The sequence below is a fragment of the bacterium genome (genome assembly GCA_030685015.1).
Lineage (GTDB): Bacteria > CAIWAD01 > CAIWAD01 > CAIWAD01 > CAIWAD01 > CAIWAD01.
On sequence record JAUXWS010000064.1, the window covers coordinates 1 to 20,872 of the forward strand.

Sequence of the window (20,872 nt, forward strand, 5' to 3'; positions counted from 1 at the left end):
CGCGCCTGATCCCTCGGCCCATGGGTGGGTGCGGCTGCGGAAGCCGGGATGCAGGCGACACCGCGCCTGATCCCTCGGCCCGTGAGTGGGCAATGCTGCTGTAGACGTTATGCAGGTAGGTGAAGAGTGGCTGCTTGCAGCAGACGACGCCCTGCCGGGCGTCGCTGCTGAAGCCGGGATGCAGGCGACACCGCGCCTGATCCCTCGGCCCCAGAGCGGACCTTGCAGCTGAAGCAGGGATGCAGGCGACGCCGCGCCTGATCCCTCGGCCATGTGTGGAGCAGCGCCGCGAGGCCCGGGGCGGGCGGCGGACTGTGAAAAGGAGGCGCCATGCCGCGAAGCACCCTGGGCCGTTCCGCCCTGCGCCAGCGCCTGGCGGCCTTTCCCCTGGCCACGGAGGAGGAGCCCTTCGGGCCGGGGGTGTGGGTCTACAAAGTGTGCGGTCGCGTCTTCGCCCTGCTCACCCAGGAGGGCGAGCCGCCCCGCCTCAGCCTCAAGTGCGACCCGGCCCGCGCCCTGGAGCTGCGCGCCGCCTTCGCCACCGTCACGCCGGGCTACCATCTCAACAAGGAGCATTGGAACACCCTGGCGCTGGACGGCAGCCTGCCGCCGGCCCTGGTGGAGGACCTGGTCGACCATTCCTTCCAGCGCGTCGCCGCCGGCCTGCGCCGGGCCGAGCGGCAAGCCCTGGCCATTCACGGGAGCACGACATGAACATCATCAACGGGGAGCGTCGCGGGCAGTGGCTCGCCGCGCTGGTGCTGGGGCTGGCCCTGGTCGCCTCCTCCTGGATCTGGGGCCGCAGCTTCCTCGCCGCCCGCTCGGTGGGGGAGGGGCTTACCGTGAAGGGCTACGCCGAGCTGCCCGCCGTCTCCACCCTGGCGGTCTGGCGGGGCGGCATCCAGGCCCGTCACGCCGATCTGGGCGAAGCGGCGCGCCGGCTGGAGGAGCAGGGCCGGCGGGTGGAGGCCTGGCTGCAGGCGCAGGGCGTGGCGGCCGGGGAGTGGGAGTGGCTGCCCCTGACGAGTTGGACCATCTACCGCCAGGACATCCACGGCACGCCCACGGCGACGGTGGAGGCCTGGCAGCTGGAGCGCCCGCTCCGCCTGCAGTCCAGCCGCGTGGCCGAAGTGGCCGCCCTGGCGCGGCGGACGGAGGAGCTGCTGCGGGAGGGCGTGGCCTGGAACAGCCAGCCGCCCGAGTACTTCCTGGGCAGCCTGGAGGAGATGAAACTGGAGCTGCTGGGCAAGGCGGCGGCCGACGCCCGCCGCCGGGCCGAGATCCTGGCCGGGGGCGGCCGGCGCCTGGGCGGCCTCACGGCGGCGCGCCAGGGCATCCTCCAGGTGACCCCGCCCCACTCGGTGGAGGTGGCCGACTACGGCATGTACTCCACCGAGAGCATCGACAAAATGGTCAAGGCGGTGGTGACGGTCACCTTCGCCCTCAAGCCGTAGTGCCCTTGCCAGAGGTGACGCCATGACCGAGCGGGAGGCCATCGAGCAGAATCGCCGCATCTGGGACGCCGCCGTGGCGCCCCATGCCGCCAGCGCTTTCTACGACGTGGAGGGCTTCCTGGCCGGACGCGGCACGCTGGACGCCGACCTCATCGACGAGCTGGGCCCCTTGGACGGCCTCACCCTCGTCCACCTGCAGTGCCATTTCGGCCTGGACACGCTCAGCCTCGCCCGCCGGGGGGCGCGTGTCACGGGCGTGGACTTCAGTCCAGCCGCCGTGGCCAAGGCGCGGGAGATCGCGGCGCGGGCCGGGTTGGAGGCGCGCTTCGTGGAGGCCGAGCTGGGCCAGGTGCCGGAGCGTCTGCCCGAGACCTTCGACCTCGTCTTCACGGGCGGCGGCGCCCTCTGCTGGCTGCCCGACCTGGAGGCCTGGGGGCGGGTCGTGGCCGGGCTGCTCAAGCCGGGCGGCCGCCTGCTGCTGCGGGACTTCCATCCCGCCCTGGGCATGTTCGCCCCCGAGGAGCGCGCGGGCGGCTGGCTGCGGCTGGAGGCGCCCTACTTCCGCGCGGGCGGCCCCGCCGTCTGGACGGACGGCCTGGTCTACGCCTCGGAGCAGGGTCCGGTGGGCGAGACGGTGGAGTGGGCCCACGGCATCGGGGAGGTGGTGCAGGCCCTTCTCGACGCGGGCCTTGTGCTGGAGCGGCTGCGCGAATACCCCTACTGCAGCTACCGCAGCCATTCCTTTTTGGTGGAGCGCGAGGGACGCTGGGTCCATCCCTCCCATCCGGGCGGACTGCCCCTGATGATGCTTGTCCAGGCCCGCCGACCGGCCTGAGCCGCCGGATCCCGGCGACCACCCGGCGCCGCGCCCCAAGCGCAAGGAGGACACCCATGCCGACCTGGCTCTACCGACTGCGCCTGATCCGCCCCGCCCTGCTCACGGAGGGGGCCGCGCCGGAGGAGGAAGCGGCGATCGGACGCCATTTCACCTGGCTGCAAGGGCACTGCGCCGCCGGCCACGTCCTGCTGGCCGGCCGCACCACCGATCTGCACCCTGAGGGGATGGGGATCGTGCTCCTCCGCGCCGCGGACGAAGCGGCCGCCCACGCCTTCGCCCAGGCCGACCCTGCCGTCGTGGCCGGCGTGATGTCCGTCCACTGTTTCCCCTTCCGGGTGGCCCTGGCCAACGGGCCGGCCTTGGCGGAGGCCGGTCGTGGCTGAGCGGATTCCCCCGCCACCCTTGCCCCCCTTCGGCGAGGAGGAGCGTGCCGCCGAGGCGCGGCGCCTGGCCGCCTGCCTGGCGCGCCGGCGCTCCCTGCGCCACTTCTCGGACCGGGCCGTGCCCCGCGCCGTGATCGAAGAGGCCCTGCGCGCGGCGGGCAGCGCGCCCTCCGGCGCCAACCAGCAGCCCTGGCATTTCGTCGCGGTGGCGGATCCGGAGCTCAAGCGGGCCATCCGCCGGGCGGCCGAGGAGGAAGAGCGGCGCTTCTATGGCGGCGCGGCGCCCGGGGAATGGCTGGAGGCCCTCGCCCCCCTCGGTACCGACGAGCACAAGCCTTTCCTCGAGGAGGCGCCCTGGCTCATCGCCGTCTTCGAGCAGCGCTGGTCCGAGCAGGCGGACGGCCGGCGGGTTAAACACTACTACGCCACCGAATCGGTCGGGATCGCCTGCGGCCTGCTCATCAGCGTCCTGCATCAGTGCGGGCTGGCCACCCTCACGCACACGCCGGCGCCCATGGCCTTCCTGCGCCGCCTGCTGGACCGGCCCGCCAGCGAGCGCCCCTTCCTGCTGCTGGTGGTGGGCCATGCGGCCGAGGGCGCCACGGTGCCGGACATCCAGCGTCGCGGCCTGGCCGAGATCTCCACCTTCCGTTGAACAGGGAGCCGCCCATGACCGCCGCCCCGTCCCTTCCTTCTTGTGGTCCGCGAGCGTGGCGCCTCCTCGCCCTCCTCGTGCTGCTGTTTCACCCGGGCAAGGCGGGCTGGGGCGCGGAGAGGCCTCCGGCGGGCGGGCCAGGGGACCTGACCGTGATGAGCTACAACCTGCGCCACGCCGGCGGCGACACGGGCGGACTCGCCTGGGAGGCGCGCCGCGCGGCGGTGGCCGATCGGATCCGCGCCGCCGGAGCGGATCTGGTGGCGACCCAGGAGTGCCTGGCCGTCCAGGCCGATGATCTGCGCCGCCTGCTGCCCGACTACGAGCTGGCGGGCGCCGGCCGGGACGACGGCGACCGCCAGGGCGAGATGTGCGCGCTGCTGTGGCGGCGGGCGGACTTCGTCAAGCTCGAGGAAGGGCACCGCTGGCACGGGGACGATCCCCTTCTCCCCGGACGCCTGGACGCCGACGCGGCCTGCGTGCGCCTGTTCAGCTGGGTCCTGCTGGCGGATCGGGAGCGGCCGGAGCGGCGCCTTCTCCTCGTCAACACCCACCTGGACCATGTGGGGGCGGTGGCGCGGGAGCGCGCGGCCGCGCGGCTGCAGGCCTGGCTGGCGGCCCGGGATCCCCGCGTCCCGCTTGTGCTGGCCGGGGACTTCAACGAGGCGGCGGGCCCTGCCTCGGCGCCCTGGCGGATCCTGACCGATCCGGCGGCGGCGCGGCCGCTGCGCGACATCCACCGCGACCTGCATCCCGCCGCCAGCCCGGCCCAGGAGGCCACCTTCAACGGTTTCCGGACGGAGGATGCCCCCGGCCGCATCGACTGGATCCTCGCCTCGCCCGAGCTGCGGCCCGCGGCGTGCTGGATCGATCGCGCCCGGCCGGAGGGGCGGCCGCCCAGCGACCACTACCCGGTGGTGGCGCGGCTGCTCTGGCCGGACCCATCGTCCGGGGCGCGGGAGGTGGCGCCATGAGCGGGGCCCTGTCCACCGGCGGGGCGCCGCCCACCGACCCGGTGGGCTGGTCCGCCTGGCTGAAGGAGGCGGCCCGGGCCGAAGGGGCGGCCCTGGCCGGCATCGCCGATCCCTGCCGGCCCGTCCGGCATGCCTCCCTTGTCCAAGCATGGACGACGCGCGGCCTGCACGGTCCCATGGCCTGGTGGCCGCGCGGCGACGCCACCCGCCTTGATCCGCGGCAGCTGCTGCCCTCCGCCCGCAGCCTGCTCATGGTGGCCCTGCCCTACGACGGCCGGGTCGCCCTGCCCGCGCCGCCCCGGCGGCGCATCAGCCGCTACGCCCTGGGCCGGGACTACCACAAGGTCCTCAAGCGCCTGCTGCGGGGCGTCGTGCAGCGGCTGGAGGAGGCGCGTGGCCCCGTCGCCTGGCGGGCCTGCGTGGACACGGCGCCCCTGCTCGAGCGGTACTGGGGCTGGCAGGCGGGCTTGGGCTGGATCGGGAAGAACTGCCTGCTCATCCATCCCCGGCTGGGTTCCTGGTTTTTTCTGGGCGGCCTGCTGCTGGACCTGGAGCTGGAGCCCGACGCGCCCCACCCCGAGCGCTGCGGCCGCTGCACGGCCTGCCTGGCGGCCTGTCCGACCGCCGCCTTCGTGAAGCCCGGATGCCTGGACGCCGGGCGCTGCATCAGCGCCCAGACCATCGAGAACCGGCGCGACCGGCTGCCCCCCGGCTTCGATCCCATGCCCGGCTCCTGGCTCTTCGGCTGCGACGAGTGCCAGAGCTGCTGTCCCTGGAACCGGCGGGCCGGCCGCGGCACCGCCGCCCTGGCCCCCGATCCCGCCCTGCTGGCCCGGCTTGAGGCGGGGGCTTGGCCGGATGACGACACAAGCTGGGAGGCCATCACGCGGGGCAAGGCCCTGCGCCGCATGACGCCCGCCATGTACCGGCGCAACCTGGCGGCCAGCGCCCCATCCTCGCCCGGATCCCCGACCATAGGCGGAGACGGCCGGTGATCCGGCCCGGCCTTCCCATGTCGGCCTGGGCCCCGGCCGGTCGGAGCGGCCCTTGAACCTTACCTTCCCGCCCATGATGCGCCCTCTCCCACCTGCGCGCTGGGCCGTGCTCCTCCTCCTGCTGCTGGCCGGGGCAGGACGGGCCGGCCTGATCGATCCCGCCACCCTCCATCCATCCACCTTGCGGGCCGTGGCCCTGGACAGCCTGGGGCTGCTCTGGCTGGGCGGCCTGGACGGCCTGGCCAGCTGGGACGGCCGGCACCTCGTGCGCCTGGACCTGCGCAGCGGCTGGGAGGGCGGCGGCGCCTCGGCCCTCACCGTGGACCGGCAAGGCCGTCTCTGGGTGGCGGCGGACTCCGGCCTCTTCCGGCGCGAGGAGAGCTTCCGCCCGGTCGAGCTGAACTCGCCGGTGGGCCTGGGGCGCGCCCGCGCCCTGCTCAGCCATGGGGAGGCGACCTGGCTGGCCACCGAGCGCGGCCTGCTCCTCGTCCACGACCGGCTGGGCGAGCGCGTGCTCCTCTCCGGCATGGCGGTCAGCTGCCTTGCCCTGCTGCCGGGGGGCGACCTGGTCTGCGGCACGCTGGACCGCGGCATCTACCGCTTCGACGCCGAGGGCAACCCCGCCGCCATGCGCGAGAGCTACCGCCGCGTGCTGGGGGAGGTGGCGGCCATCGAGCCGGAGCCGGGGGGCGACCTCCTCCTGCTGGGCCGCCTGGGCGGCGTGCCGCAGCTGGCGCGCCTCTCGGCCAGGGACGGCACCCTGGTCGCCCTGCCGGACCGCGTGCCCGACACCCCGCCGGCCGCGCCCCTGGCCCTTAGTGCATCGCCTGTGGGCATCCTCGTCCGCAGCGGCGCGGGATGGCAGCAGTGGACCGGCCGCGAGTTGATCCCCTTGACGCTGCCCGCGGCGGCCCTGCCCCTGCCCGCCCCCTTCTTGACGGAACTGCATCCGGCCCTGGCCTGGCTGCGGCCGGAGGGGCGACTGCAGATCCAGAGCCAGGCCAGCGGCATGCTGGCCCAGCAGGAGGGCCGCATGGCCCTTGCCTGGGAAAGCCCGCGGGAGACGGGCGGCTGGCGTCCTCTGCAAACCTGCCGGACGCGCGAGGGCCAATGGATGCTGCTGGCCTCGGGCGGCGAGCGCCGCCTGCTCGCCATCAGCCGCGGCGCCACGCGGGAGCCGGCGCTGGACTGGCTGGAACCCGCCGCCGCGCGCGTCTTCCAGCCCGGCACCATCTGTCCGGAACCGGGCAGCGGCGCCCTCCTCATCGGCCTGCCCGGGCAGATCCTGCGCGCCGCCGGCCCCCGGCTGGACACCCTCAGCCGCGAGCTGGGCGCCAACTGGATGGTGCCCTTCACCCCGGCCTCCGTCCTGGTGGGGGGCGCCCGGGGTCTGGCCCTGCTCGAGGACGGGGAGCTGAAGCGCCTGCGCGTGGCGGACCCCGTCCACCGCGCCACGCCCGACGGCTTCGGCGGCATCCTGGCCGCCTGCGACCGCTACCTGCTGCGCCTCAACGAGCTGAACGAGGTGGACACCCTGGCCTACCCGGAGCAGCTCGCCGCCGGCCGGGCGGCGCCCGGCCAGGCCCTGCGCCAGATCCTGGCCGACGGGAGCGGGCGCATCTGGCTGCTGGGGGAGCGGCGCCTCCATCTGCGGGCCCGCGAGGGGGCGCCCTGGACGAGGCCCCTGGCCGGCCTGCTGGGCGAATCCGCCGATGGCGAGTCGGGCGAGATCCTCTCCATGGCGGCCGATTCCAGCGGCCGCCTCTGGCTCTCCACCAGCCGGGGGACGGGCTGGCTGGTGCCGGATCGCCTGCCCCCAGTCGCCCTGCTGCTGCAGGACGCGCGGGAGCTGGAAGCGGCCGACCGGCGGCTCATCCTGCTGCTGGGTGCGGCCGACCCGCTGGGCACGGACGGCGGCACCCTGGTCCGCGTCCGCCTGGACGACCAGCCTTGGGGAGCGTGGCGCGCCCCCGGACCCCTGCCCCTGGACCAGCTGCTGCCCGCCGGCGTGACGGGCGGCACCTTCCGCCTCCAGCTTCAGGCGATGGACGCCTGGGGCAACCTAAGCCGCCAGAGCCTGGCCCTGCCCCTCGTGCTGCCGGCCGGCCAGGGCCGCCTGCCTTTCGCCAAGCGGCTCTTCCTGCTGGTGGCGATGGTGGGCATCGCCGTGACGGCCACCATCCTCTATCCCGGGCGCAGTGGCCTGCTCATCAGCCTGGGCCTGGGCGCGGCCGCGGGCTTCATCGTGCGGGTGGCGACCACCGAGCCGCACCTGTGGTGGGCCCTGCCCCTCATCCTGGGCCTCAGCTCCTACCACACCAGCGACCGCATCCGCGCCCGGCGGGCCAAGACCGTCGAGAGCCCCGAGCCGGGCGTGCTCGAGGTGGTGGACCTCCTGCGCGATTTCGGCCACTCCGGCTCGGCCACGCGCAACCTGGACCGCCTGCTGCGCAGCGCGCGCAACCTCTACCTGGAGGGCCGGCCCGATCCCGAGATCCTGGGCCGCTACCGGACGGCCCGCGGCGTCTTCCTGGACCTGACGGCGCCCAGCCTCCAGCAGCTGATGCTGGCCCTGCGCCGCCTGCCGCCCGCCGAGCGGCCGCTGGCGGGGTCCGACCAGGAGCGCCTCGAGGGCCTGGTCGCCGACGCTGTCCGCCTGCTTGAGGGCGCGGGCGACCCGCCCGCCGAGGCCGCCCTCGTCGAGCTGGCCTTCAACCTGGACCGGCTCGAGCAGGCCCTCGCCGCCACCCAGCACGGGCTTGACCTGCGCATCTCCTCGGCGCCGCTCAAGGTGCTGGACCGCGTGCTGGAGGACCGCGCCGCCGAGCTGGCCGGCGTCGAGCTGGAGCTGCGCTGCGAGCGGGAAGTGCGCCAGGTGCTGGCCCGCCTGCCCGTGGACAAGCTCCAGTTCATCCTCGACAACCTGGTGGACAACGCCCTGCACTGGATGGATGGCCTGCCGCGGCGGCGCCTGGCCATCGAAGTGCGGGAACGGCCCTCCACCCTGCAGCTGCGCGTGACCGACAGCGGGGCGGGCATGACCCCCGAGCGCCTCGCGCGCATCTTCGAGGCCGGGGTGAGCGGCCGCGCCGGTGGCGAGGGCCGCGGCTACGGATTGTATCGTTCGCGGGAGATCCTCGCCCGCTTCGGCGGCGCCCTGACCGTGGAGCGGAGCGAGCCGGGCCAGGGCAGCACCTTTCTGCTCGAGATCAAGAAAGTTGAACCGGAGGGGCGGCAGGGGTCATGGAACGCATCCTGATCATCGACGACAACGAGGAGTTCGTGGAGGACACCCAGCTCGGGCTTCGCCGCCACTACGACTGCGCCTGGGCCGAGACGGGCGAGGCCGGGCTGGAGAAGATGAGCGGGCTGGATCCCGATCTCGTCCTGCTCGATTACGACCTGGGCGCCGGGGCGAGCGGCCTCGACATCCTCGGCCGCCTGGTGGCGGAGTGGCCCGATGTGCCGGTGGTGATGGTGACCAAGGAGAGCGGCGTGCGCACCGTGGTCCGCGCCATGAAGGAGGGCGCCTTCGACTACGTGGTGAAGAACACGAGCCGGGAGGACTTCCTCGACGTCATCCGCAAGGGCATGGCCCTGCGCCGCGTCAAGCTGGAGAACGTCTGGCTGCGCCGCCGCCTGCAGGAGTCCCTGGGGCAGATGGTCGGCGAGTCGGAGGCGATCCTGGCCGTCAAGCGGGAGATCCGCGAGGCGGCCGCCACCGACCTGGCCGTCCTCATCACGGGGGAGACGGGCACGGGCAAGACAATGATCGCGCGCATGATCCACGAGGCGAGCGCCCGCCGCCAGCAGGCCTTCGTCGAGGTGAATGTCAGCGCCATCGAGCGTGAACTCTTCAACAGCGAGGTCTTCGGCCACGAGAAGGGCTCTTTCACCGGGGCCGTCGCCGCCAAGCGCGGCCTGACCGAGCTGGCCCACCGCGGCACCCTCTTCCTGGACGAGATCGGCGACATGGATCCCCCCGCCCAGATCAAGCTGCTCACCGCCATCGAGAGCGGACTGATCCGGCGGGTGGGCGCCGTCAAGGACATCCAGGTGGATTTCCGCCTGGTGGCCGCCACCCACCAGGATCTGGAGGAGCGCATCCGCCAGGGCCGCATGCGGCAGGACCTCTACTACCGCATCAACCAGCTGCGCATCCGCATTCCGCCGCTGCGCGAGCGGCCGGAGGACCTGCCCGCCCTGCTCCGCTATTTCCTCCACAAGCACTTCCCCGGACGCGCCGGCCTGGAGCTGGCCCCCGGCACGCTGGAGGCCCTCACCGCCCAGTCCTGGCCGGGCAACGTGCGCGAGTTCGAGAGCGCCGTGCAACTGGCCGTGGTGCGCGGCGGGGGGGGACCCCTCCGGCCCGACCACTTCAACCTGCCCGGCGGGGCGCGGCGCACGCCGGCCCAGGAGGCCGACTACTCGCCCCTCACCAGCCAGCCTTTCGCCCAAGCCCGCGACCTGCTGCTGGAGCAGTTGCGCCGCGCCTACGTCGAACGCTTCGTGCAGGAGGGGGTCAGCGTGAAGGAGGCGGCCGAGCGCATCGGGATCAGCCGCGAGGTGCTGCACCGCTGGATGAAGGATCTGGGCGGGGAGTAGCGGAGGCTCCGCTCAGCCCGCCCGGCCCGGCCCCTGTCCCGCCGCGGGGGAGCACCCTGCCGCGCCGCGCAGCAGGCGGCGGCCCCCCCAGATGCCCAGCCCCATCACCACCAGATACTGCGCCAGCGAGAGGACGGCCACCTCGGGCCGGGCGTGCTGGCTCCAGAGATCCAGGTAGCGGCCGGTGGAGGAGAGCGGGGTGAGGAGGGGCCAGACCAGCTCCTCGCTGCCGGGATGGTCGGGGATGAGCCAGGCGAGGCGCTGGCCAAGAGCCTGGGCCAGGACGAGGAAAGCCAGCCAGGCCAGGGCCCGCCCGCCTCGCCCGGCGCTCCGGCTGGCGCGCCAATTGTGTTCGAGGGAATGCCCGGCCGCCAGCAGGAGGAGGGGGGCGCCCCAGTAGAGCAGGCGCTCCGTGTCGCTGCCCCCCAGCCAGCCCAGGGCCGCCACGCCCGCCGCCACCGCCAGCAGGTCCTGCCGCTCGGCCAGCCTGCGCCAGGCCCGGCGTCCATCCAGCGCCACCAGCACCAGAAGGGCGGGACCGAAGGCCTGGCACATCCCGTGGAGGTAGTGGGGCAGGCTCTTCAGCCAGAGCCAGAGCACGGCCGTCTTGACGAAACCGTAGCTGTTGGTGGGTTCGGCCCAGGCCCGGATGAGCAGGAAGAGGGCCAGCCCGAGCAGGGCGGGGGCGAAGAGGGCGGGGCGCAGGCGCGCCCGGGTGTGGGCCCGCCAGGACGCCAGCGGCGCCCGCCGGAGCAGCAGCGGGTTGGCGCGGCAGGCCAGGGCCAGGGCGGGCAGGAGCAGCACCTCGCGGCAGGGCAGGGCCAGCGCCGCCCAGGCCAGCCAGGCCGCCAGGAGCAGGGGCGGCAGGGCTGGCGCGCTCGCCGCCGGCGCCGGGCGCGAGTGGTCCAGGAGCAGGAGGCCGCCCAGCCAGAAGAGCCACATGAGCGGGTCGGCATGGACGGGGTAGAAGGGTGTGAGGCGCAGGGGGGCGTGCCACTGGGTGGCGAAGAGGCCGGCCAGCAGCAGGCGCGTGCCGGCCCAGCCAGGCGAAGAGCAGGAGCGGCGCCAGCAGCGCGGCGGCCCCGTTGACCAGGCGGAAGCCGCGCAGCGCGTCGCCCGGGCTGAGCCAGGCCGCCAACGCCGGCGCGCCGACGCGGTAAACAAAGGGGGCCTCCGCCTGCGGCCGCCCGCCGTGGGCGAGCTGTTCCGCCACGCGGGCGTACTCCACGCCATCCCAGCCCAATCCCCCGTTCAGGGTGATGGGGCGCTGCAGGGTCCAGGCCAGCCCCGCCGTCCCGGCGACCAGCGCCAGGAGGGCGAGCCAGGAGAGGAGGGTGGCGCGGGAGGACTGCGGCATGTCGGAAGCTCAGGAAGTGGGGGGAGAGATGCCACCGCCGCCTGCGCGGGGGGAAGCTATCCACATGGGCCAAGCGGGAGCGACCGATTGACCACATCGCGCACATGAGAAAGGGCGGCCATGGGCCGCCCCTTCCCGCGAGCCCATAGGATCGCCCGAGAGGCGATTGCTTGGGCCATGCTCCCGGTAGGAATCGAACCTACGCACTCGGTTCCGGAGACCGACGCTCTATCCACTGAGCTACGGGAGCAGGTGCGTCGGCCGCCCGGAGGTGCCGGTCGTCCGACGCAGGCCACAAGGTAAGGCACCGGCGCTGCCGGAGCAACGAGCGGGCCCGGGGCGGACCGGCACGTGTGGCGGGCGACCGCCCGGGCTGTGAGGGAGGTCACGCGGGGCCGCCGGCGGCTTCCTATCTTGCGCCCGACGGTCAAGGCAGCCAGCGGGGGTATGATGGAGCTGCATTTCTGGGGTGTCCGCGGCGGCATTCCCACACCGGAGCCGGAGAAAATGCGCTTCGGGGGGAACACCAGCTGCGTCACGGTGGAGACCGGGGACGGGACCTTCATCATCCTCGACGCCGGCACGGGCATCCGCCGCCTGGGCAATGTGCTGCAGGCCCGCCACCCGGCGGGCGGCATCCGCGGGCACATCCTGCTCAGCCACCTCCATTGGGACCACATCCAGGGCATCCCTTTCTTCAAGCCGCTCTTCCACCCGGCCAATCATTTCGAGTTCATCGGCCTGCGCCCGGTGGACACCACCCTGCGCGCCCAGCTGGAGGGGCAGCAGAACTTCGCCTACTTCCCGGTGGACATGGGCTACATGTCCAGCGACAAGGCCTTCCGCGAGGTCAGCGACGAGTCCTTCACCATCGGCAACGCCCTGGTGAGCTGCCGCCGCCTCAACCATCCGGGCGGCTGCCTGGGCTACCGCATCGAGGCGGAGGGCGTGGCCGTCGTCTACGCCACGGACAACGAGCACACCGGTCCGGGGCCGGAGGAGGCCATCGTGGCGCTGGCCGCGGGGGCCGACCTGCTCATCTTCGACGCCAACTACACGCCCGAGGAGTACCGCCAGGGCCGCCAGGGCTGGGGCCACAGCACTTGGCAGCAGGCCGTTGTCAACGCGCGGGCCGCCGGCGTGAACCGCCTCGTCCTCTTCCACCACGACCAGGACCACACCGACGAGCAGATGCTTGCCATCGAGGCCGAGGCCGCCGCCCAGTTCCCCCGCTGCCTGGCCGCCCGCGAGGGCATGAGCATCCGCCTCTTGGGGCCCGCGGCCGGGGAGGGTCCGCGCGCGCGCATCGAGCTGCCCGCCGCCGCCTGCCTCGAGCTGGAGACCCTGCGCGGCGCCGACGGCTGAGCCCGACAGTCTGCCTAAGCACCGCGCAAGCTCCGGACAGCCAGGCACCCTGACGCGCGTCGCCCGGCGCGCATCCCGGCCCGGCTGAGGCTCCGCCCACCGCCCTCTGTCACCCATCCCGGCCGGCATCCACCGGCACATTGCGTCCCTTGGGGGGCAAAATCCTGCTCATGCCCCACCCCGCCTCCAGGCTTCCAAAGTGCCGAAGTTCGGAAGTCGTGAACTTTTCAAGCCAATGAACAACAACGAGATCATCCCGGAGCTGGCCTGAGGCGACGCCTCGCGCGAGCTGGCACGAGGATTGCCCGACCGGAGGAAGTCCTGAACTCCCAGCCTCGCGCAGGAGGCGGGGAGGACGACGGGACCAGAGGAGGGCAGGTGGGCCACAAGTTGCGGGATCTCCGCCCATGATCAAGGGTCTGTGGGACTCCGGCGCGGGCATGATCGCCCGCGGCATCCAGCAGGACATCACGGGCACCAACCTGGCCAACGCCCGCACCACGGCCTTCAAGGAGGACCGCCTCAACTTCCGCGAGATGATCGACGGCCGCCTGCTGCTTGACCGCGGGCGCGGCGTGCCCTCCCCCGAGAACCGCCTGCGCCAGGGCTTCGAGACCCGCCTGCGCGCCGGCGAATTCCAGCAGACGGGGGCGCCCCTGGACTTCGCCCTGGACGGCCCCGGCTATTTCGTGGTGGAGACGGCCGACGGCGAGCGCTACACGCGGGACGGCCACTTCCTCCTCTCGCCGGAGGGCGTGCTGGTGACGGCGGACGGCCTGCCCGTGCTGGGCGAGGGCGGGCTGATCCGCCTGGGCCCCGGCCCGGTGGAGAGCACGGGCGACGGGCGCCTGGCCCAGAACGGCACGGTGGTGGGCGCCCTGCGCGTGGTGGAGTTCGACGAGCCCGCGCGCCTGGCCAAGCTGGGCCGCAACCTGTGGCAACCCCGGCCCGAGGACACCCAGCCCGCCCCGGCCACGGCCACGAGGCCGGTCCAGGGCATGCTGGAGGGCTCCAACATCCAGGTGGTGGAGCAGATGGTGAAGCTGATCGAGCAGGAACGCACCTACGCCTTCGCCCACAAGGCCCTGCAAATCCAGGACGAGAACCTGGGCAAGGCGGTGGGGGACCTGGGGCGCCTGCGCTGACCCGTCCTGAGTTGAAAGGAAGACCGGCATGATCCGTGCCCTGCACAGCGCCGCTTCGGGCATGTACGCCCAGGAGCTGCACATCGACAGCATCGCCAACAACCTGGCCAACGTCAACACGACGGGCTACAAGAAGAGCCACGCCCAGTTCCAGGATCTGCTCTACCAGAACCTGCGCAGCAGCGGCGTGGAGAACAGCCTGGGCCACGTCATCCCCGCCGACCTCCAGGTGGGCACGGGCGTGAAGACGGTCAGCGTGACGCGCGACATGACCCAGGGCGACGTGGCGCAGACGAGCGGCCGCCTCGACCTGGCGATCGAGGGCGAGGGCTTCTTCCAGGTCCGCCAACTGGACGGCGGCACCGCCTATTCGCGGGACGGCTCCTTCAACCTGTCCAGCGAGGGCGTCATCGTCACCAGCGACGGCCTCACCCTCGAGCCGGAGATCACCGTGCCCCAGGGGGCGGTGGACATCCAGTTCAGCCGGGACGGCGTGGTCAGCGTGCTGCTGGCGGGGGAGGCCTCGGCCGTGCAGATCGGCACGCTGGAGCTGGCCGTCTTCACCAATCCGGCCGGCCTGCGCGCGTTGGGACAGAACCTCTACGCCGAGACGGCGGCCTCGGGGGCGCCCCAGCTGGGCACGCCGGCCAATGAGCAGTTCGGGCAGGTCGCCCAGGGCTACCTCGAGACCTCCAATGTCAAGGTGGTGGAGGAGATGGTGGGCATGATCGCCGCCCAGCGCGCCTACGAGGTCAGCTCCAAGGCCATCCGCGCCAGCGACGACATGCTGGGCCTGGCCGCCAGCCTGCGGAGGTGATGTGATGGGACGCGCCCGCTGGTTCCTGCTCCTCTTCCTGGCCGCCGCGGCGGGCTGGACGGGTGGCGCCCGCGCCGCCGCCGGCGGGGAGGGCGACGTGGCGGAGCGCTGCGACACGGCCCTGCGCGCCGTGCTGGCGGATGGACCGTGGAGCGGGGCGGACAGCGTGGCCTTCGACTGGACCCTGCCCCCCCTGCGCGGCGTGCCGGCCCCGGCCCTGATCGAGGCCGAGGCTCTCCAACTGCGCGAGCGGGGCACCTGCACGGTGGCCCTGCGCCTCCTCGACCAGGGGCGCATCCTGCGCCGCCTGACCGTTCCCGTGCGCGTGCGGCGCTGGGAGCACTTGCCCGTGGCCCGGCGCGACCTGCCCCGCGGCCGGGTGCTGGAGGAGGGGGACGTGGAGGAGCGCTGGGTGGAGACGACCCACCTGGCCGGCGGCGACCTCATGCCGCTGGGCGAGGTGCTGGGGCGGCGCCTGGCCCGACCCCTCGGCGCCGGACGCGCCCTGCCCGGGCGCCTGCTGGAGAGCGTGCCCGACGTGCGGCGGGGCGAATCCCTTGTCCTCACCGTGCGCAGCGGCGGAGTGAGCGTCTCGGCCCGGGCGGAGGCCCTCGAGGACGCCCTCATCGGCCAGACTTTCAAAGTGCGGCTCTTCGAGACGGGGCGGCGCATGGCGGCCCGCCTCACGGCCGATGGACAAGCCCTGGTGGAGGTGGGCGGATGAAGACGGCCCTTGCCTGTCTGCTGGTCCTGGCCCTGGCCGCGGCGGCCCAGATCAGCCGCGACTCCTGGGTGACCGACGCGCGGGCCTTCCGCGTGGGCGACCTGCTCACCATTCTCATCGTGGAGCAGGGTTCGGGCTCCACCAGCGCCTCCACCAACACCAAGCGCGAGAACAGCCTGGAGGTGGGGGTGCAGGGCGCGGGCGGGCCGCTCACCTTCGTGCCGGAGATCAGCGGCGGGGCCGACAGCAAGAACGAGCACAAGGTGAAGGGCGGCAACACCCGCGCCAGCCGGCTGCAGACCCGCCTCATGGCGGAGATCGTCGCCATCGATCCCGACGGCACCCTCATCGTCGAGGGCAGCCGTGTGGTGGAGATCGACGGCGAGCAGCAGATCACGGAGCTGACCGGCCGGGTGCGCCCGGACGACGTGGGCTCGGACAACACCATCTACAGCTACCTGGTGGCGGACGCGGTCATCCGCTACTCGGGCAGCGGCCTCGTGCGCAATGCCCAGCGCCGGGGCGTCCTCAACTGGCTCTTCGGCTGGATGCTATGACACGGAATTCGAACGCTCATCTCCTACAGTCCCAATGGAAGAGAGCCGGGTGGCCGCCCGGTTCCACCGGCCTCCCCTCCGCGTGGAACCGGGTGCGTCACACCCCGCGGCCGGCGGCGCAAGCCAGGGGGGGCGCGCCCTGGCTCCTGCTCGCCCTCGTGGCCTGGCTCCTGGCCGCTCCCCAGGCGGCATCCGTGCGGCTGAAGGAGATCGCCTCCTTCCAGGGATCGGGGCACAGCGACCTGATCGGCTACGGCCTGGTGGTGGGCCTGGACGGCACGGGGGACGGCAACCGCAGCGCCTTCACCCTGCGCAGCGTGGAGAACATGCTGCGCCGCTTCGGCATCCGCCTCGATCCGGGCACGATCAAGCCCAAGAACGTGGCCGCCGTGATGGTGACGGCCCGGCTGGGCGCCTTCGCCCGGGCGGGGGACCGCCTGGACGTGACGGTCAGCTCGCTGGGAGACGCCAGCAGCCTGATGGGCGGCGTCCTCCTCATGACGCCCCTCACCAACCAGGGCGGGGAGGAGGTGCTGGTGCGGGCCCAGGGCCCCGTCTCCATCGGCGGCTTCAACTTCTCCTCGGGCGGCTCCAGCATCCGCCAGAATTACACGCTGGTCGGGCGCGTGCCCGAGGGCGGGATGGTGGAGCGCGACATGCGCAGCAACCTGCTGATGGAGGGCAGCCTCGTGCTCAGCCTCCAGCACCCGGACTTCACCACGGCCATGCGCGCCGCCCGCGCCCTCAACGCCGCCCTGGGCGAGCCCCTGGCCCAGGCCATCGACGCGGCCCAGATCCGCATCGAGGTGCCCGTCGAGTCGCGCCAGGGCAACCGCCTGGTGGAGCTGGCCTCCCTCATCGAGAACCTCGACATCGAGCCCGACCTCACGGCCAAGGTCGTCATCAACGAGCGGACGGGCACGGTGGTGGTGGGCCGCCAGGTGCGCCTGCTGCCCGTGGCCGTGGCCCACGGCAACCTCTCGGTCATCATCAAGAGCCAGCAAGGCAGCACCCTGGACCCCTACACGGGCTTCGTGGGCGGCCAGCGCCAGGACGAGATCACCGTGGCGAGCGAGGAGGCGCACCTCATCGTGCTGGACGACATGGCGGATGTGAGCGGCGTGGCGCGGGCCCTCAACACGCTGGGGGTCAGCCCGCGCGACATCATCAGCATTTTCCAGCTGCTCAAGGAGGCGGGCGCCCTCCAGGCCGAGCTGGTGATCATCTGATGGAGACGCGCTCCCTCAATCAGGGCGATGGGGCGCCGCGCCTCCCCGCTCCGGCGGCGAGCGGCCCGGCCCCGCGCCCGACCGAGCCCGGGACGGACGCCCTGGCCGGCGCCGGCCGCGACTTCGAACGCCTGCTGGTGGAGCAGATGCTGGTCTCCATGCAGGCCTCGCTCGAGGAAGGGCTCTTCGCCCGCGAAGGGGTCAGCCGCGAATGGTACACCAGCCTCTTCAACGAGGAGATGTCCAAGGAGATGACGGCGGGCGCCGGCCTGGGCCTCGCCTCCTCGCTGCTGGCGCAGCTGCGCCGGGAGGAGGGCGCCACCGCCGCCCAGCCCGGGCTGGAGCGCGCCCTGGCCGAGCTGGGCGCCCTGCCCTCCGGCCAGGAGTGGGCCGTCCAGGGTCTGGCCAGCCTCGACCGGGCCTTCGCCCTGCGCCGCCGGGAGCGCGAGCAGGCCGCCCTCGATCCCCTGGCCGCCCTGGGCCATTCCGCCGAGCTGGGCCGGGCCGCCCGCCCCTCTTTCCGGCGGCCGGACAGCGCCCGCGTCTCCGAGCTGCGCGAGCTGGCGGTGGAGGTGGCCCGCGAGGTGGGAGTGGAGCCGCGCCTGGCCATGGCCCTGGTCGAGACGGAGAGCGGTTGGGACGAGCGGGCGCGCAGCCGCAAGGGGGCGATGGGCCTGACCCAGCTGATGCCGGACACGGCCCGCGGCCTGGGCGTGCGCGATCCTTTCGACCCCCGCCAGAACCTCAAGGGCGGGCTGCGCTACCTGCGCCAGATGCTGGAGCGCTACGAGGACCGGCAACTGGCCCTGGCCGCCTACAACGCGGGGCCGGGCGCGGTGGACCGCGCCGGCGGCATTCCACCCTACGCCGAGACCCGCGCCTATGTCGCCAAGATCGAGCAACTGATGGGACGGACGCCATGAACGGAGCCCTGCACGACCTGGCCGAGCGCCTCGCCCAGCGACTGGACGAGGAGCTTGGCCTCTACCACGAGCTGGAGGAGGAGCTGTCCGGCCAGCTGGAGGCGCTCCAGTCCGGCGAGGCGGAGCGGGTCCAGGCGCGGGCCGAGGCCATCGAACGATGCCACCACCTGCTGCGGGGCCAGGAGCGCCGCCGCCGCCTGCTGCTCGAGGCCCTTGCCCGCGAATTCCCGGCGCCGCCGCCCCTCACCCTGCGCCTGGTGGCGGAGCGCTGCCCGCCCGCCCTCTCGACGCGCCTGCATGTGCTGGGCCGGCGCCTGCGCACCCGCCTGCATCGCGTCCACGAGCTGCGCGGCCTGACCGGACGGCTGGTGGAGCGCGGCCGACGCTTCAACCGGCGCCGCCTGGAATGGCTGCTGGGCAGTCTGCAGCCTGGTTCCACCTACGGACCGGACGCCCGGCCGCGCGAGGGCGGGGCGGGCAGCCGCCTCATCGACCGGAGGGCCTGATGTCCACCCTCACCGGCCTGCTCGACACGGCGCGCAGCGCCCTGCTCGCCCACCAGATGGCCCTCAACGTGACGGGCCACAACGTGGCCAACGTGAGCACGGAGGGCTACACACGGCAGCGCCTGGAGCTGGGCGCCCGCCTGGGCAGCGAGCAGCGCCTGCGCGGCATCGGGGCCGGAGTGGAGCCCATCGCCCTCCAGCGCCTGCGCCTGGAGCACTTCGACCGCTCCTACCGGCGGGAGCTGGCCGGCCTGGGGTCCGCCGACCAGCGCGACCAGCTGCTGCGCGGGATCGAGGCGGTGGTGGGGGAGCCGGGCACGCCGGGCGTGGGAGACGCCCTCGACTCCTTCTTCAGCGCCTGGGCGGATCTGGGCAACGAGCCGGCGGAGGAGAGTTACCGGCGGGCTGTGCTCGAGGCGGGGAGCCGCCTGGCCGGGCGGCTCAACCAGCTGAACGGCCAGTTGCGCGCCCAGCGCACCGACACCAACCTGGAAGTGGCCAGCATCGGCCGGCAGATCAACGAGAAGACGGCGCGCCTGGCCGACTTGAACCGCAACATCCAGTCGGCCGAGCAGGGCGGCCGCTCCGCCTCCGATCTGCGCGACGCCCGCGACCTGCTGGTGGACGACCTGGCCCGCCTGGTGGACGTGCGCGCCGCCGAGGACGCCCAGGGCACCTACCGCGTCTGGGTGGGCGGCCGGGCGCTGGTGGACGGCGTCCATGCCGTCCCCCTTTCCCTGCGGCAGGAGCCGGGCGGGGACGGCACCGTCCTCACCCGCCTGGACTGGAGCGACACGGGCGCCGCCATCCGGCCGCGCTCGGGCGAACTGGCCGGCCTGCTCGAGGTGCGGGACACGGTCATCCCCGCCCGCCTGGCGGAGCTGGACGCCCTGGCCGCCGAGCTGGTGCGCGAGGTCAACACCCTGCATCGGGGGGGCTCGGACCTGGCCGGACGGGCCGGCCGCGACTTCTTCGACCCGGCCCGCCCGGGGGCGGCGGACATCGCCCTGAGCCGCTGGGTGCTGGACGATCCCCAGCGGGTGGCGGCCAGCGCCGACGGCGGAATCGGCAATGGCGAGGCGGCGGCGGCCATCGCCCTGCTGGCCGAGCGGGGCCTGGCCGGCCTCTCCGGGCGCAGCCTGGGCGAGGCCTGGGGCAGCCTCGTCTCCCAGGTGGGCGCCGAGACGGCGCGCGCCGCCGACGAGCGGTCCATCCAGCAGGCCTTCGTCACCGAGCTGGACGCCCGCCGGCAGTCCATGTCGGGGGTCAACCTGGACGAGGAGCTGACCCGCATGATGGCCCAGGAGCAGGCCTATGCCGCCGCGGCGCGCGTCGTCTCGGTGGCGGACAACATGCTGCTGGAGGTCCTGAAACTGGTGTAGCGGCTGACCGGGGGCGGCGGAAGGAGGGTGGATGCGCATCACCAATCAGATGAAGGGCCAGAACAGCCTGCTCACCATCGAGCGGCGCGGCCAGGCCTTCGAGGCGGCCCAGCGCCGCATCACCACGGGCAAGCGGGTGGAGAAGCCCAGCGACGATGCCGCCGGCTCCTCGCGCATCCTCAAGCTGCGCTCCAGCCTGGCGCGCAACCTGCAGTACCAGCGCAACCTGGACACGGCGCGCATGCGGCTGGGCCACGCCGAGCTGAGCCTGCAGCGCGTGACGGACCAGCTGGACGAGGTGCGCGCCTTCGCCGTGCAGGCCGCCACCGACACGCTCACGCCCGAGGACCGCGTCCTCCTGGCCCAGGAGGTGGACCAGCTGCTCGAGAGCCTGTCCGGGGAGGCCAACCGGCGTTTCCTGGGGCACAGCCTCTACGCCGGCAGCCGCGTGGACAAGACCCCCTTCGCCGTCGTGCGCGACGAGGCGGGACGCATCTCCCAGGTCACGGCGGTGTTGGAGTCGCAGGAGGGCCGCATCCTGGTCCCCCTCTCCGAGAACGAGGACGTCCAGGTCAACTTCCGCGGCACCGAGGTGTTCATGGGAGGCGTCCAGGGCAGCCCGGCCGACATCTTCCACACGCTCGTGGCGCTGCGTGACGGTCTCCTGGCGGGTGAGGGGGCGGCCCCCGGCGCGAGCCTCGAGCGCATCGACGCCACCATCGGCGCCGTCAACGGGGCACGGGCCGCTTTGGGGACGCGCATGCAGCGGGTGGAGGCGACGGAGATCCAGCTCTTCAGCCGGGAAGAGATGCTCAGCTCGAACCTGGGGGAAGTGGAGGACGCCGACCTGGCCGAGGCCATGATGCGCGCCACCCTCGAGCAGACCGGCTACCAGGCGGCGCTCAAGTCGATCTCCCTGGCCATGTCGGTCAGTCTGCTCAACTTCATCGATTAGCCGGAGCG

19 protein-coding genes, 1 tRNA gene and 2 pseudogenes are annotated in these 20,872 nt (G+C 73.3%); 20 read left to right on the forward strand and 2 right to left on the reverse strand.

Annotated features, from left to right (window positions below; genetic code table 11):
* The first annotated feature begins 330 nt into the window (after window positions 1-330).
* From Q8O14_09080 to Q8O14_09120, 9 genes are read left to right on the forward strand one after another with little or no spacing between them, the layout of a single operon-like run.
* Window positions 331-714: an MmcQ/YjbR family DNA-binding protein gene (locus Q8O14_09080; protein MDP2360893.1), complete on the forward strand. Its 384-nt coding sequence runs from the start codon at window positions 331-333 to the stop codon at window positions 712-714.
* Window positions 711-1,454 carry an SIMPL domain-containing protein gene (locus Q8O14_09085; protein MDP2360894.1) on the forward strand — a complete coding sequence of 248 codons (744 nt, stop codon included), beginning with the start codon at window positions 711-713 and terminating at the stop codon, window positions 1,452-1,454. Before Q8O14_09080 ends, Q8O14_09085 begins: the two co-directional genes overlap by 4 nt.
* A gap of 22 nt (window positions 1,455-1,476) precedes the next feature.
* Window positions 1,477-2,289 (forward strand): class I SAM-dependent methyltransferase, encoded by an 813-nt coding sequence (locus Q8O14_09090; protein ID MDP2360895.1) that lies wholly within the window; start codon window positions 1,477-1,479, stop codon window positions 2,287-2,289.
* Between the two features lie 56 nt (window positions 2,290-2,345).
* Window positions 2,346-2,675: a YciI family protein gene (locus Q8O14_09095; GenBank protein MDP2360896.1), complete on the forward strand. Its 330-nt coding sequence runs from the start codon at window positions 2,346-2,348 to the stop codon at window positions 2,673-2,675.
* Entirely contained in the window at window positions 2,668-3,330 is a 663-nt protein-coding gene (locus Q8O14_09100; protein ID MDP2360897.1) for a nitroreductase family protein, read from the forward strand. The genes Q8O14_09095 and Q8O14_09100 overlap by 8 nt, the downstream gene beginning before the upstream one ends.
* A 14-nt stretch (window positions 3,331-3,344) precedes the next feature.
* A complete protein-coding gene (locus Q8O14_09105) occupies window positions 3,345-4,304 on the forward strand; it encodes an endonuclease/exonuclease/phosphatase family protein (protein MDP2360898.1) in 960 nt (319 codons plus the stop codon).
* On the forward strand, window positions 4,301-5,299 hold the full coding sequence (gene queG, locus Q8O14_09110; GenBank protein MDP2360899.1) for a tRNA epoxyqueuosine(34) reductase QueG: 999 nt from the start codon (window positions 4,301-4,303) through the stop codon (window positions 5,297-5,299). Before Q8O14_09105 ends, queG begins: the two co-directional genes overlap by 4 nt.
* Before the next feature lie 52 nt (window positions 5,300-5,351).
* Complete coding sequence (locus tag Q8O14_09115; protein MDP2360900.1) at window positions 5,352-8,558, forward strand: ATP-binding protein; 3,207 nt, start codon at window positions 5,352-5,354, stop codon at window positions 8,556-8,558.
* Window positions 8,543-9,904 (forward strand): sigma-54 dependent transcriptional regulator, encoded by a 1,362-nt coding sequence (locus Q8O14_09120; GenBank protein MDP2360901.1) that lies wholly within the window; start codon window positions 8,543-8,545, stop codon window positions 9,902-9,904. The genes Q8O14_09115 and Q8O14_09120 overlap by 16 nt, the downstream gene beginning before the upstream one ends.
* Window positions 9,905-9,916: 12 nt before the next feature.
* Here Q8O14_09120 and Q8O14_09125 read toward each other — a convergent pair whose 3' ends face one another.
* On the reverse strand, window positions 9,917-11,068 hold the full coding sequence (locus Q8O14_09125) for a hypothetical protein (protein MDP2360902.1): 1,152 nt from the start codon (window positions 11,066-11,068) through the stop codon (window positions 9,917-9,919).
* Between the two features lie 371 nt (window positions 11,069-11,439).
* Window positions 11,440-11,511 (reverse strand) — tRNA-Arg (locus tag Q8O14_09130).
* A 197-nt stretch (window positions 11,512-11,708) separates the two neighbouring features.
* Here Q8O14_09130 and Q8O14_09135 point away from each other — a divergent pair.
* The 11 genes and pseudogenes from Q8O14_09135 (at window position 11,709) to flgL (ending at window position 20,864) form a co-directional block, all read left to right on the forward strand.
* Complete coding sequence (locus tag Q8O14_09135; protein ID MDP2360903.1) at window positions 11,709-12,626, forward strand: MBL fold metallo-hydrolase; 918 nt, start codon at window positions 11,709-11,711, stop codon at window positions 12,624-12,626.
* 407 nt (window positions 12,627-13,033) lie between these two features.
* A complete protein-coding gene (locus Q8O14_09140) occupies window positions 13,034-13,771 on the forward strand; it encodes a flagellar hook-basal body protein (GenBank protein MDP2360904.1) in 738 nt (245 codons plus the stop codon).
* 28 nt (window positions 13,772-13,799) lie between these two features.
* Window positions 13,800-14,588, forward strand: coding sequence for a flagellar basal-body rod protein FlgG (gene flgG, locus Q8O14_09145; protein MDP2360905.1), 789 nt, complete (start codon window positions 13,800-13,802; stop codon window positions 14,586-14,588).
* A 4-nt stretch (window positions 14,589-14,592) separates the two neighbouring features.
* The gene (gene flgA / locus Q8O14_09150; GenBank protein MDP2360906.1) at window positions 14,593-15,312 is read left to right on the forward strand and encodes a flagellar basal body P-ring formation chaperone FlgA; all 720 of its coding nucleotides are present in this window, start codon (window positions 14,593-14,595) and stop codon (window positions 15,310-15,312) included.
* Window positions 15,309-15,869 carry a flagellar basal body L-ring protein FlgH gene (locus Q8O14_09155; protein MDP2360907.1) on the forward strand — a complete coding sequence of 187 codons (561 nt, stop codon included), beginning with the start codon at window positions 15,309-15,311 and terminating at the stop codon, window positions 15,867-15,869. The genes flgA and Q8O14_09155 overlap by 4 nt, the downstream gene beginning before the upstream one ends.
* A gap of 92 nt (window positions 15,870-15,961) precedes the next feature.
* Window positions 15,962-17,098, forward strand: coding sequence for a flagellar basal body P-ring protein FlgI (locus tag Q8O14_09160; GenBank protein ID MDP2360908.1), 1,137 nt, complete (start codon window positions 15,962-15,964; stop codon window positions 17,096-17,098).
* 158 nt (window positions 17,099-17,256) lie between these two features.
* A pseudogene (locus Q8O14_09165) lies at window positions 17,257-17,385 on the forward strand (rod-binding protein).
* 300 nt (window positions 17,386-17,685) lie between these two features.
* Window positions 17,686-18,021 (forward strand): annotated as a pseudogene (locus tag Q8O14_09170) (lytic transglycosylase domain-containing protein).
* Window positions 18,018-18,527, forward strand: coding sequence for a flagellar export chaperone FlgN (gene flgN / locus Q8O14_09175; GenBank protein MDP2360909.1), 510 nt, complete (start codon window positions 18,018-18,020; stop codon window positions 18,525-18,527). The pseudogene Q8O14_09170 and the gene flgN overlap by 4 nt, the downstream one beginning before the upstream one ends.
* Entirely contained in the window at window positions 18,527-19,909 is a 1,383-nt protein-coding gene (flgK, locus tag Q8O14_09180; protein ID MDP2360910.1) for a flagellar hook-associated protein FlgK, read from the forward strand. The genes flgN and flgK overlap by 1 nt, the downstream gene beginning before the upstream one ends.
* A gap of 31 nt (window positions 19,910-19,940) precedes the next feature.
* On the forward strand, window positions 19,941-20,864 hold the full coding sequence (gene flgL, locus Q8O14_09185) for a flagellar hook-associated protein FlgL (protein ID MDP2360911.1): 924 nt from the start codon (window positions 19,941-19,943) through the stop codon (window positions 20,862-20,864).
* The last annotated feature ends 8 nt before the right edge of the window (window positions 20,865-20,872 follow it).